10 protein-coding genes and 2 pseudogenes are annotated in these 11,811 nt (G+C 70.9%); 2 read left to right on the forward strand and 10 right to left on the reverse strand.

Going from position 1 to position 11,811, the window contains the following annotated elements; genetic code table 11:
* Window positions 1-62: 62 nt before the first annotated feature.
* Window positions 63-329, forward strand: a pseudogene (locus tag VDQ18_RS23590) (thiolase family protein); the annotation flags it as partial.
* Window positions 330-485: 156 nt separating this feature from the next.
* Window positions 486-788, forward strand: a pseudogene (locus VDQ18_RS23595) (thiolase family protein); the annotation flags it as partial.
* 68 nt (window positions 789-856) lie between these two features.
* Here VDQ18_RS23595 and lpxK read toward each other — a convergent pair.
* From lpxK to bhcB, 10 genes are all read right to left on the reverse strand, one after another.
* Window positions 857-1,858: a tetraacyldisaccharide 4'-kinase gene (gene lpxK / locus VDQ18_RS19840; protein ID WP_323022633.1), complete on the reverse strand. Its 1,002-nt coding sequence runs from the start codon at window positions 1,856-1,858 to the stop codon at window positions 857-859.
* Window positions 1,855-2,964, reverse strand: a complete 1,110-nt coding sequence (locus VDQ18_RS19845; protein WP_323022634.1) for a hypothetical protein — start codon at window positions 2,962-2,964, stop codon at window positions 1,855-1,857. The genes lpxK and VDQ18_RS19845 overlap by 4 nt, the downstream gene beginning before the upstream one ends.
* Window positions 2,964-3,770 (reverse strand): 3'(2'),5'-bisphosphate nucleotidase CysQ, encoded by an 807-nt coding sequence (locus VDQ18_RS19850; protein ID WP_323022635.1) that lies wholly within the window; start codon window positions 3,768-3,770, stop codon window positions 2,964-2,966. The genes VDQ18_RS19845 and VDQ18_RS19850 overlap by 1 nt, the downstream gene beginning before the upstream one ends.
* On the reverse strand, window positions 3,757-5,094 hold the full coding sequence (locus VDQ18_RS19855; RefSeq protein WP_323022636.1) for a TldD/PmbA family protein: 1,338 nt from the start codon (window positions 5,092-5,094) through the stop codon (window positions 3,757-3,759). The genes VDQ18_RS19850 and VDQ18_RS19855 overlap by 14 nt, the downstream gene beginning before the upstream one ends.
* Before the next feature lie 70 nt (window positions 5,095-5,164).
* Window positions 5,165-6,622 carry a cobyric acid synthase gene (locus tag VDQ18_RS19860; protein ID WP_323022637.1) on the reverse strand — a complete coding sequence of 486 codons (1,458 nt, stop codon included), beginning with the start codon at window positions 6,620-6,622 and terminating at the stop codon, window positions 5,165-5,167.
* A 114-nt stretch (window positions 6,623-6,736) separates the two neighbouring features.
* Entirely contained in the window at window positions 6,737-7,504 is a 768-nt protein-coding gene (locus VDQ18_RS19865; protein ID WP_323022638.1) for a hypothetical protein, read from the reverse strand.
* Window positions 7,501-8,478 carry a type I glyceraldehyde-3-phosphate dehydrogenase gene (locus tag VDQ18_RS19870; protein WP_323022639.1) on the reverse strand — a complete coding sequence of 326 codons (978 nt, stop codon included), beginning with the start codon at window positions 8,476-8,478 and terminating at the stop codon, window positions 7,501-7,503. Before VDQ18_RS19870 ends, VDQ18_RS19865 begins: the two co-directional genes overlap by 4 nt.
* A gap of 44 nt (window positions 8,479-8,522) precedes the next feature.
* Window positions 8,523-9,476 (reverse strand): ornithine cyclodeaminase family protein, encoded by a 954-nt coding sequence (locus tag VDQ18_RS19875; RefSeq protein WP_323022640.1) that lies wholly within the window; start codon window positions 9,474-9,476, stop codon window positions 8,523-8,525.
* 67 nt (window positions 9,477-9,543) lie between these two features.
* A complete protein-coding gene (gene bhcC, locus VDQ18_RS19880) occupies window positions 9,544-10,698 on the reverse strand; it encodes a 3-hydroxy-D-aspartate aldolase BhcC (RefSeq protein WP_323022641.1) in 1,155 nt (384 codons plus the stop codon).
* 2 nt (window positions 10,699-10,700) lie between these two features.
* Window positions 10,701-11,672 carry a beta-hydroxyaspartate dehydratase BhcB gene (bhcB, locus tag VDQ18_RS19885; RefSeq protein WP_323022642.1) on the reverse strand — a complete coding sequence of 324 codons (972 nt, stop codon included), beginning with the start codon at window positions 11,670-11,672 and terminating at the stop codon, window positions 10,701-10,703.
* Window positions 11,673-11,811: the final 139 nt, after the last annotated feature.

The following is an 11,811-nucleotide window of genomic DNA, read 5'->3' on the forward strand; positions in this document are numbered from 1 at the left end:
CCGGCGCCAGCGAGAATTGGGTGCTGGACAGTTTCAACCATGATCCCTTCGCGAAGAACGCCATGGTCGACACGGCCGAGAATGTCGCCCGCCGTGCTGGTATCGGCACCGAGGAACAGCACGAGCTGGTGATCCACCGCCACGCTCAGTATCAGCAGGCGCTGGCCGGGGACCGCGCCTTTCAGCGCCGCTACATGGCCGGGCGGTTCGAGGTGCCGGACGCGGGTTTTCGCAAGGTGCAGGCGGTCATCGACGGCGATCAGGGCATCCAGCCGGTCGATCCCGAAAAGATGGCGCGGCTGAAGCCGGTGCGTGAGGGCGGCAGCGTGACCTTCGCCGGCCAGACCCACCCGGCCGATGGCAACGCGGGGATGATCCTCTGCGCCGAGGCGGGGCAGGCGGCGGAGCTGGGGAAGGGACCGCAGGTCTCGATCCTGGCGGTGACGCAGGCGCGCGAGGAAAAGGGCTTCATGCCCGCCGCGCCGATCAAGGCCACGCAGAAGGCGCTGGATCAGTTGGGGCTGGGGATCGGCGAGATCGACGCGATCAAGTCGCACAATCCCTTCGCGGTCAACGACATCGCCTTCGCCCGGGCCTTCGGCATCGACTGGCGGGGGATGAACAATTACGGCTCGTCGCTGATCTGGGGGCATCCGCAGGGGCCGACCGGCATCCGCGGCGTGATCGAACTGATCGAGGAGCTGGAGATGCGCGGCGGCGGCACGGGATTGTTCCAGGGCTGCGCAGCCGGGGATTCGGCGATGGCGGTGGTGGTCCGGGTCGGGTGACGTAGGGTGCGTGCTTGCACGCACCTTCCCCGGCCTCTGCATCGGTGCGTGCAAGCACGCACCCTACGTCAGGGCGACGGCGCCGTGAGACCCAATACCCGCAGGAACCCGTCCTCATCCGCGATCTTCAACCGCACCGGCAGGATCAGCACCCGTTTCCTGGCGTCCAGGGGCAGGCGCACCGCGTCCTTCTCGGTAGTCACCAGCTGGGCCTTGGCCGCCTTCGCCTCGGCCTCCAGCCGCATGAACAGGGGCGTGGTCAGCGGCTGGTGGTCGTCCAGCGCCTGCATCCGCACCACCTCGGCCCCGGTCTGGCGCAGGGTCTCGAAGAATTTGCCGGGCCGCCCGATGCCCGCGAAGGCCAGCACCCGCAGGCCCTGCCACATCATGCCGGTCTGCAAGGGCTCCAGCGCGCCGGTGAACAGCGGCACCGACCCCAGCGCCGCGCCCCATTCCGTCCGGAACCGCGCCTGCGCCTCCTCGGGGCCGATGGCCAGCACGCAGGTCGCCCGCGCCAGCCCCGCCGCCACCGGCTCGCGCAAGGGCCCGGCCGGGATGCAGCGCCCGTTGCCGAAACCGACCGCCGCGTCGACGACCAGCACCGAGGCCGTCTTCTCCACCGCGCCGTTCTGGAAGCCGTCGTCCATGAGCACCACATCGGCGCCCTTGTCTGCGGCGATCTGCACCCCCGCCGCGCGGTCCTTGGCCACCCAGACATGGCCGAAGGCCGCCATCAGCAGCGGCTCATCCCCCACCTCGGCCGCGCGATGCCCGCGTTCGTTGACATAGACCGGCCCCTCCAGCGCGCCGCCATAGCCGCGCGAGACCACTTGCGGCGACAGGCCCCGGGCCTCCAGCGCCTGCATCAGGGCGATGACCGTGGGCGTCTTGCCGGTGCCACCCGCGTTGAGGTTGCCGACGCAGATCACCGGCACCCCCACCCGCAGCGCGCCGGGCTGTGCCACCCGCCGGGCGGTGGCCCGGGCATAGAGCCAGCCGAGCGGCGCCAGCAGCCGGGCCTGCCAGCCGGGCCGCGCGGGCGGATTGGTCCAGAAGCGTGGCGCCCTCATGCCCGTCCCCCGTTCAGCGTCAGCCAGTCGCAGATCGCATCGGCCACGGCCAGGGTCGCCTCGGACCCGTCGGTCGCCAGCGACCAGGCCCTGAGCGCCGCATCGGCACCCGCCTCGGGCGAGAGCAGCGCGCTGACCGCTGGGCCGAGGTCCGAGGGCCCGTTGATCTGCCGCCCGCCGCCCTGTGTGCGCAGCTGGTCCATGAAGCGGCCCTCGTCGCCCTCGGCATGCGGGCCGAAGACCAGCGCCGAACCCAGCGCCGCCGGGATCACCGGCGAGGGGATCGGCGCCCCCGCGGTCAGCGAGCCGCCGAGGAAGGTGACCGGCGCCAGCCGCAGGAAAAGCCCCGGATCGTCGCCCGCATCGGCGACATAGACTTGGGTCGTCTCGTCGATCTCCTCGTCGGCCGACCGCCGGGCGCAGACGAAGCCCACCTCGGCCGCGCGCTCGGCCAGCGTGGCGCCCCCGGCGGGGTCGCGCGGCTGGGCGATCATCAGCAGGCGATGGGCGCGGCGCAGGGCGTGGGAATGGGCGAGGAAGGCGGCGTCGGCCTCGGCCTCGGGCAGGTCATGGGCCAGCCAGACCGGGCGGGCGCCGATCGACTGGCGCATCGCATCCAGCTCCTGGATGTTGCAGCCCGGCACCGGGGCATACCGCGCGAGCCGCCCGGTCGGCAGGACCGGCACCGCGTCCCTGACCTGACGGCGCAGCGCGGTGGCGGCGGCTTCGTCCCGGGCGTGGATCTGCTGGAAGCGGGCCAGCTGGCCGCGCGGCTGCGCGCCAAACAGCCGCCACCCGCCCCGGGCGCCGGGCGGCACCGCCTCGACCAGCATCAGGGCGATGTTGCGGGCCCGGGCGCGGTCCATCAGCGCCGCGGGCAGCACCGGGCCCGCCAGCACCAGCAGCCGGGTCGGGAACCGGTCGAAAGCGGCGTCGATGGCGCGCAGATCCTCGCCCGGTCCCGGCGCCCCGGCATCGCCCGTGACCCAGGTCGGCGGCGCATCGGGACGCTCGGCCAGATGCCGGGCCAGCACCCGCAGCGCCGGGGTCAGCGCGGCGTCGGTGGCGTGCAACCAGACACCGCGGGCGGGTGTCGCGGCGGGCATCAGGCCGCGTCCCCGGTCAGGCCCGCCATCAGCGCCGCATGCAGCGCCGGGCCCGCGGCGACCACGCCGGGGTTGCGGGCCTCGGCCCGGTTGAAGCGCAGGGGATGGCCATGGCGGTCGGTGACACGGGCGCCCGCCTCGGTGGCGATGAGCGCCGCCCCGGCGATGTCCCAATCCCAGGAATCTCGGATCGTCAGCATGGAATCGAAGCGCCCCTCGCCGACCAGCGCCAGCCGCCAGGCCAGCGAGGGCCGAAATTCGCGCTTGACCGGCGGCACGCCGCCCGGCCAGTGCACCGGGTCGAGCGCCGGTCGCGCCACCAGCATCGTGGCCCCCAAGGGCCCCTCGGGCTGGGTGGCGGCGATGGACTTGCCGTTCAGCGTGGCGCCCCCGCCCAGCACGGCGGCATAGGTCAGGTCCAGTATCGGCAGATGCACCACGGCGGCGACCGGACGGCCCTTTTCGGTCACGGCCAGCGCATGGGCAAAGCCCGGCTGGCGGTCGATGAAGGCGCGGGTGCCGTCGATGGGATCGATGACGAAGCAGCGCTCATGGTTCAGCCGGGCGAGGTTCCCCAGCGGGTTGCTTTCCTCGGACAGCCAGCCATAGCCGGGCCGGGCCTTGCCCAGAAAGCCGTGCAGATGCTCGTTCACCGCAAGATCGGCCTCGGTCACCGGGCCCTGCCCGTCGCCCTTGTCCCAGACCTTGGCCTCGCCGTCGAAGAAGCGCCGGGCGATGGCGCCCGCCGCCTGCGCGGCCTCGGTCAGAAGCTGGAGATCGGCCAGATCGCCGTCACGCGCCGGCAATCGTCAGGCCCTCGACCAGAAGCGACGGCACCTGCGTGGAGAGATGCGCCCGCGCGTCATTGGCCGCCGTCATCCGCATCAGCATGTCGCGCAGATTGCCGGCGATGGTGCATTCGTTGACCGGATAGGCGATTTCGCCGTTCTCGATCCAGAAGCCCGAAGCGCCGCGCGAATAATCCCCGGTCGTCGGGTTGATGGTCGAGCCGATCAGCGAGGTGATCATGAGGCCGGTGCCCATCCCGGAGATCAGGTCGGCACGGCTGGCCGTCCCCTGGCTCAGCGCCAGATTCGACAGGCTCGGCGAGGGCGGGGCCGAGGGGCCACGCGCCGCGTTCGAGGTGCTTTCAAGCCCCAGCTTCCGCGCCGTGGCGAGGTCCAGCACCCAGCCCTGCAGCACCCCGTCCTCGACCCAGAGGCGGCGGGCCGTCGCCAGCCCCTCGGCATCGAAGGGGCGGGTGCCGGCTATGCGGCGGCGCAGCGGGTCTTCGGTCAGGGTGAAGCCCCGGGGCAGCACCGGCTGGCCCAAAGCATCGCGCAGCCAGCTGGCGCCGCGGGTGATGGCGGTGCCGTTGATCGCCGAGGTCAGATGCCCGATCAGCGACGAGGCGACGCGTTCGTCATAGAGCACCGGAAAGGCGCCCGACGGCGGCTTGCGGCTGCCCTTGCGGGCGGCGGCGCGCTCGCCCGCTTCGGTGCCGATCGCCTCGGGGCTGGGCAGATCGGCCTGGAAGATGCGGCTTTCGCTGGACCAGTCGCGCTCCATCCCCGTGCCCTCGCCGGTGATGGCAACGCAGGAGGTGTTGCGCGTGGTCCGCTGATAGCCGCCGGCGAACCCGTTGCTCGCGGCCAGATGGATGGTGCGGCGCGAATAGCTGGCGCCCGATTGGTCGATCTGGCTGATGCCGGGCACGGCGCGGGCCGCAGCCTCGGCCCGGCGGGCGTCGTCTTCCAGCTGGGCGGGGTCGGGTTCGCCGGTGGGATCGAACAGCTCCAGCCCCTCGCCATCGCGTCGGGCGCTCAGCTGGCCGGGATCGGCGAGGCCCGCGTAGGGATCTTCCGGCGCCTCGCGGGCCATGGCGACGGCGCGTTCGGCCATCATCGCCAGCGTCTCGGGCTTGGCGTCGGAGGACGACACGCAAGCCTGCCGCCGTCCGATCAGCACGCGCAGGCCCAGATCCAGCCCCTCGGCCCGCTCGGCATGCTCCAGCCGCCCCTCGCGCACGTCGATGGACAGCGCCGTCCCCTCGATCACCAGCGCGTCGGCGGCATCGGCCCCGGCCTTGCGGGCGGCATCGAGAAGGGCTTGGGCGAGGTCTTGGGTCATGGATCAGCCTGTGAAACTTGGTTCCCAGAGGCTTAGCGCCACGGCGCGACAAAGGAAACCCGGGACGCGGTCACAGCCCCTTGCGGGCGATGGCCAGAAGCGCGTCGCAATCGGCGTGGGCCTCAAGATGGTCGGCCAGCTTTTCCAGCGCTTCCTCCACCCCCTCGGCGTAGGAGGCGTTGCCGGTCGTGGCGCCGAGGCCCCTCAAGAAAGCCCGCCGGAACCCGTCCGCGCCGAAAAGCCCGTGCAGGTAGCTGCCCATGACCTTGCCATCCGCCCGGATCGCCCCTTCGGGCTGGCCGTCCACGGTGAAGAGCGGACGGGCGCGGTCCGGCCCCTCCGTGCGGCCGATGTGGATCTCATAGCCCTGCGCGGCCTCGCCGGAGGCCGCATGAACCGCCTCGGTCAGCGTCACGCGCTTTTCCGGCGTCATGATCGTGTCCACGTCCAGCAGGCCGAGGCCGGGGACAGAGCCCGCCGCGCCCTCGATCCCCTCGGGGTCGGCGATGGTGCGGCCCAGCATCTGATACCCGCCGCAAAGGCCGAGGACCTTCGCCCCCCGCCTGAGCGCCGCCTGAAGGTCGATGTCCCAGCCCTGCGCCCGGAAATGGGCGAGGTCGGCAATGGTGGATTTCGAGCCGGGGATCAGGATCAGATCGGCCTCGACCGGCAGGGGCAGGCCGGGGGCGATCACCTCGACGCTGACCCCGGGTTCGGCCATCAGCGGGTCCAGATCGTCGAAATTGGCGATGCGGTTAAGCTGCGGCACGACGATGCGGAACCCGGCGCCCGCGCTCTTGCGGCGCAGGTCGGCGGCATCCTCGGCGGGCAGACGGTGGGCATCGGCGAACCACGGCAGCACGCCCAGACCCTGCCAGCCGGTGCGCTCGGCAATCATCCGGTAGCCATCGTCGAAAAGCCGGGGGTCGCCCCGGAACTTGTTGATGAGAAAACCCTTGATGAGGGCATTGTCGGCCGCATCCAGCACCGCCTGCGTGCCGACGATCTGGGCGATGACCCCGCCGCGGTCGATGTCACCCGCCAGCACCACCGGCACCCGGGCGGCCTGCGCGAAGCCCATATTGGCGATGTCGCCGGCGCGCAGGTTGACCTCGGCCGGGCTGCCCGCACCCTCGACGATGACCAGATCGGCCTCGGCCTTGAGCCGGGCGAAACTGTCCAGAACGGCGGGCATCAGCTGCGGCTTCAGCGCCGAATATTCGCGGGCCTTGCAGGTGGCGAAGCGGGAGCCTTGCACGATCACCTGCGCGCCGATCTCGGATTCGGGCTTCAGCAGGATCGGGTTCATATGGACCGAGGGCGGCACCCCGCAGGCCATCGCCTGCAAGGCCTGCGCCCGGCCGATCTCGGCCCCCTCTGGCGTGACGGCGGCGTTGTTGGACATGTTCTGCGGCTTGAAGGGGCGGACGCTGAGGCCCCGGCGCGCGAAGACCCGGGCGAAGCCCGCGACCAGCAGCGACTTGCCGACGTTCGAGCCCGCGCCCTGGATCATCACTGTGGCCGTCATCGCCTCACCTCTTGGTTGGTCTCCGTGTTAGCGCGGGGAAAGGGAGGGGGGCCAGCCCCCCTCTGCGCGTGCCGCGCATTCACCCCCCGGGATATTTGCGGCGCAAAGATGCGGTCAGGTGAAGGAGAGGGTCAGGGGCGGCAGGTCGGCGCCCGCGATGGTGGTAGTCCAGGTCTGGCCGGGCACGACGGGCAAGGCGCGGGTCAGGGTGCCGGTGGAGATTATCCAGCCCGCCGGCAGCCGGTCCTCGCCCCGCTGTGCCACCAGATCGGCCAGCGCGGCCAGCGGCCCGCCGCCGAGGACGTTGCGGGAATGGCCGTGGTCAATCGCGGCGCCGTCGCAGAGGAGGGTGACGTCGAGGTGGGCGAGGTTGTTGAGCAGCGCGGGGGTGGCGGGGACGAAATCGCCCGTGACCAGCGCGCCGTGCAGGGCGCCCGCAGCCACGGTGTCGGGTGCGCGGAAGCGCCAGCCGGGGAAGGGGGATTGCACGATCTCGAAGCCGCGGGCGACTTCGGCGATGCAGGATTTCAGCGCGTCAGGGGACATGCCCGGCGCGGGCGAGGCGTCCAGCCTCAGCACGATCTCGGGCTCGATCCGGGGTTCGAGGAAGGCGGCGAGGGGCAGGGGACCCTCCCGCCAGGTCGTGTCGAAGACGGGCCCGTGGATCGGCGCGTGGACGTTGTACTCGTCCCAGATCGTCGTGTTGGTGAAGCCGGTCTTCATGCCGACAACCCGGGCGCCACGCCGGACCCGCGTGGCGGTCAGCATCGCCTGCGCTTGATAGGCGCGCGGCAGGTCGAAGCCCGGGTCCGAGTCGGTGATCGGGGCCATCGGCTGGCGATGGTCGAAGGCGTGCAGGATCGCGTCGGCCACGGTGATCATCGCGCGCCCATCCGCTCAGCCATGTCCAGCATCCGGCAGGAGAAGCCCCATTCGTTGTCGTACCAGCCGAAGACCCGGATCAGCCCGGCGCCGCTGACCCGGGTTTCCGGCAGGGCCATGACAATCGATTCCGGCCGCGCCCGCAGGTCCGACGACACCAGCGGTTTCGCCGTCCAGCCGATCACCCCGCCCGCGCCCTGCAAAACGGCGTTCACCGCCTCCACCCCCGCCTTGTGCTTGGGTACGACACAAAGGTCCACGGCCGAGACGCTGGCCGTCGGCACCCGCACCGCGGCGCATTCGATGATCCCTTCGAGCGACGGCAGCACCCGGTCCAGCAGGCGCCCGGCGCTGGTCGTGGTCGGCACCATCGACAATGCGGCGGCCCGGTTGCGCGCCGGGTCGGCGGAGCGTGGCGCGTCCACGGTGGGTTGCGAGCCGGTGTAGCAATGGATCGTCGTCATCCAGCCGGCGGAGATGCCGAAGGCCTCGTCCAGCAGCCGGGCCAGCGGCGCCAAGGCGTTGGTGGTGCAGGAGGCGTTCGACACCACCCGCATCGCGGGCGTGAGCAGCGAATCGTTGGCCCCCAGCACCAGCGTCGCATCCGCCGCATCCGATGGCCCCGAGATCAGCACCCGCGCTGCCCCGGCCCTGAGCCCGGCCTCGGCGACCACCCTTGTCTCGGCCTTGCCGGTGCATTCCATCACCAGATCGACGCCCGACAGATCCAGCGCGGCGATGTCGGACACCCGGGTCAGCGGCAGGCGGCGGCCCTGAACGACCAGCGTGTCGCCCTCCAGCGCCACACCCTCCAAGGGGCCGAAAACGCTGTCGTATTCCAGCAGATAGGCGCAGGTCTCGGCGGGGGCGATGTCGTTGATGGCGGTGATCTCGATCCCCGGCCAGCCGCCCTTGAGCCAGGCCCGGAGCACCGTCCGCCCGATCCGTCCGAAGCCGTTGATCATCACCCGCATGGCACCCTCCAAAGGCTGAGGCCCCTTTGCTAGGCTTGGTTTGATCAAATCTCAACCGGGATTGCGAGGCCCTGCGCCTTTGCCAGCGCCAGCACCCGCGCCGCGACGGCGAGGTCCTGCAGCCCGACCCCGGTGCCGTCATAGAGGGTGATCTGGTCGGGATCCTCGCGCCCCGGGACTTCGCCGGTCAGGACCGCGCCCAGCGGCATGATGCGCGCCGGGTCCAGAAGCCCCTCGGCCACGGCATGCTGCGCCTCGCCCAGCGTCACCGATTGCGCGGGTTCGTCGGTGAAGATCCGGGCGCGGGACAGGAACGCGGGCGCCACCTCCTGCTTGCCGAGGGTATCGGTCCCCATGCAGGCCAGATGCGTGCCGGGCGAGACATGGTCTGCGCCCAGCGTCCAGCGGGTCGAGGAGGTCACGGTGACGATCACCTCCGCTTCCCGCATCCGCTCCAGCGGGACCGCCTCGAAGGGCAGGCCCAGCTCCGCGGCGACCGCGGCCTGCCCCGCCAGCCGCGCTGGCGTCCGGTTCCAGCCGATCACCCGCTTGAAAGACCGGACCCGGGCCGCGGCGCGCAGCTGGAACGCCGCCTGATGCCCGGCGCCCAGGATCCCCAGCACCCGCGCGTCCGGCCGGGCCAGGGCGTCGATGGACACCGCCGCCGCCGCCGCGGTCCGCAGCGCCGTCAACAGATTGCCGCCGATCATCGCCTCGGGCCGCCCGGTCTCGGGATCGAAGAGCGTCACCACCGATTGGTGGTTGGTGATCCCGCGCGCCGCATTGCCGGGGAAATAACCCCCCGCCTTGACCCCCAGCGCGCCCGGGCCGGTCCCCGACTTGAACCCGTAGTGCCGCCCGCCGCCCAAGGCCTCGCGCACCACCGGGAAATTCCGCGCCAAGCCTCCGGCCGTCTGCCGGAACACCTCGGCGACAGCATCAAAGGCTTCGTCCGGCCCGATCAGCCCGGCAATCAGCCGCTCAGGAACCACCAGCATGGCGAACCCTCATCATTCTGCCAAAAATACGCTCAGGGGGTCCGGGGGCAGAATGCCCCCGGCTTCCTCACCAGGCCTTGCCGCGGGCCGAGACGGGCCAGACCGCCTCGACCACCCCGTTGCGGACGCCCACATACCAATCGTGGACGTTGCAGGTCGGGTCGCAATGCCCCGGCACCAGCCGCAGCCGGTCGCCGACCTTCAGCGCGCCTTGGGGGTCCTCGATGACCCCGTGTTCATCGGAGCACTTGGCGTAGCGCACATCGTCGCGGCCAAAGACCACCGGCAGGCCGCTGTCCACCGATTGCGCCTTCAGCCCGGCGTCGACCACGGCGCGGTCGGGCTTCACATGGCTCATGACCGCGGTCAGCAGGAACAGCGCGTTCTCCCATTCGCCCCGGTCGATCCGCTGGCCGTTCTCATCAAGGATCCGCCCGTAATCGGCATCCATGAAGGCGTAGGAGCCGCATTGCAGCTCGTTATAAATCCCTGAAGCGCTTTCGAAATAGTAGCTGCCGGTCCCGCCGCCACCGACAATGTCGCAGTCCAGCCCCTCTGCCGCCAGCGCCGCCACCGCCTCGCGCACCATGGCGACCGCGATGTCGATCTTCGCCTTCCGCTCGGCGTAGAGGTCGAGATGCTGCATCGCCCCCTGATAGGCTTGGAGCCCGGCAAAGCGCAGCCCCGGCGCCGCGTCTATGGCCTGCGCCAGCGCCACAACCTCGGGCGTCGAGGAGACGCCGCACCGTCCCGCGCCGCAATCGATCTCGACCAAGCATTCCAGCCCCGTGCCGTGCCGCATCGCCGCCTCGGACAGTTCCGCCACATTGGCCAGGTCATCGACACAGCAGATCACCCGCGCGCCGAGCTTGGGCATCCGCGCCAGCCGGTCGACCTTGGCCGCGCCCCGCACCTGATTGGAGACCAGAATGTCCTTCACCCCGGCCCGGGCAAAGACCTCGGCCTCGCTGACCTTCTGGCAGCAGATGCCGCAGGCGCCACCGATCTCTTCCTGCAGGCGGTAGACATCGACCGATTTGTGCATCTTGCCGTGCACCCTCAGCCGCATGCCCTGCGCGGCGGCATAGGCCCCCATCTTGCGCAGGTTGCGCTCCAGCGCGTCCAGATCCAGCACCAGACAGGGCGTCTCGATCTCCGCCTCCGGCATTCCCGGCCGCGCGGGCAGGTCGAACCCCACCTCCAACCCGTTGACATCACGCATGATCAGGCTCCTTGCTGCCAGGGCAGGCGGTCGAGGTCGACATTGCCGCCGGTGAGAATGATGCCGACCCGCTGCCCGGCGAACAAGCCGGGGTTCTTCAGCACCGCCGCCAGCGGCACCGCGCTCGAGGGTTCGGCGATGATCTTCAGCCGCTTCCAGATCAGCAGCATGGCCTCGATGATCTCCGCCTCGCTGACGGTCAGGATATCCGTCACATGGCGGCTGACGAAATGCCAGGTCAGCTCCTTCAGCGGCACCTTCAGCCCGTCCGCCACGGTGACCGGGGCATCATCGGCGATGATCCGACCGGCCCGGAAACTGCGCGCTGCATCGTCGGCCTGCTCGGGCTCGGCGGCATAGATCCGCACGCCCGGTGCCGCCTGCGACAGCGCCAGACAGGTGCCCGAGACCATGCCGCCCCCGCCAATCGGCGCGATGACCGCGTCCAGAGCCGGCGCCTGCTCGATCAGTTCCAGCGAGCAGGTCCCCTGACCGGCGATCACCCGCGCATCGTTGTAGGGATGGACGAATTCCGCCCCGGTTTCTGCCAGCACCCCGGCAAAGACCGCCTCGCGGGACGAGGTCGAGGGCTCGCATTCCACCACCCGCGCGCCATAGCCGCGCACAGCATCCTTCTTGGCCTGCGGCGCGGTGCGCGGCATGACCACGGTGCAGGGAATGCCCCGCCGCCCGGCGGCATAGGCCAGACAGGTCCCGTGATTGCCCGAGGAATGCGTGGCCACCCCCCGCGCCGCCTGCGCGGCGCTCAGGCCGAACACCGCATTCGCCGCACCGCGTGCCTTGAAGGCCCCCGCCTTCTGCAGATTCTCGCATTTGAAGACCAGCGAGGCTCCGGCCAATTCGTCCAGCATCCGCGAGGTCAGCACCGGCGTCCGGTGCACATGCGGCGCGATCCGCGCCCGCGCGGCCACGACATCCGCATAGCTCGGGATCTCCATCCCCCAATCCTTCATCTTTGTTCTCCAAATATCCACGGGGTTTCCAAAGGGGGGCGTGCCCCCCTTTGGGCAGGGGGTGCGGGGGGCGGCAGCCCCCCGCCTTCCCGGGGCGTCAGCCCCGCCCTCAGGCCGCCGCCGCCAGCGGCAAGGCCCC

The sequence above is a fragment of the Pararhodobacter sp. genome, assembly GCF_034676075.1.
Classification (GTDB): Bacteria; Pseudomonadota; Alphaproteobacteria; order Rhodobacterales; family Rhodobacteraceae; genus Pararhodobacter.

Excerpts from the sequence above, each read along its gene's own strand:
- VDQ18_RS19870 (WP_323022639.1), bottom strand. The coding sequence starts at position 8,478 with ATGCGGGTGATGATCAACGGCTTCGGACGGATCGGGCGGACGGTGCTC.
- lpxK (WP_323022633.1), bottom strand. The coding sequence starts at position 1,858 with ATGAGGGCGCCACGCTTCTGGACCAATCCGCCCGCGCGGCCCGGCTGG.
- VDQ18_RS19855 (WP_323022636.1), bottom strand. The coding sequence starts at position 5,094 with ATGACCCAAGACCTCGCCCAAGCCCTTCTCGATGCCGCCCGCAAGGCC.
- VDQ18_RS19865 (WP_323022638.1), bottom strand. The coding sequence starts at position 7,504 with ATGATCACCGTGGCCGACGCGATCCTGCACGCCTTCGACCATCGCCAG.
- bhcC (WP_323022641.1), bottom strand. The coding sequence starts at position 10,698 with ATGCGTGATGTCAACGGGTTGGAGGTGGGGTTCGACCTGCCCGCGCGG.
- VDQ18_RS19860 (WP_323022637.1), bottom strand. The coding sequence starts at position 6,622 with ATGACGGCCACAGTGATGATCCAGGGCGCGGGCTCGAACGTCGGCAAG.
- VDQ18_RS19845 (WP_323022634.1), bottom strand. The coding sequence starts at position 2,964 with ATGCCCGCCGCGACACCCGCCCGCGGTGTCTGGTTGCACGCCACCGAC.
- bhcB (WP_323022642.1), bottom strand. The coding sequence starts at position 11,672 with ATGAAGGATTGGGGGATGGAGATCCCGAGCTATGCGGATGTCGTGGCC.
- VDQ18_RS19875 (WP_323022640.1), bottom strand. The coding sequence starts at position 9,476 with ATGCTGGTGGTTCCTGAGCGGCTGATTGCCGGGCTGATCGGGCCGGAC.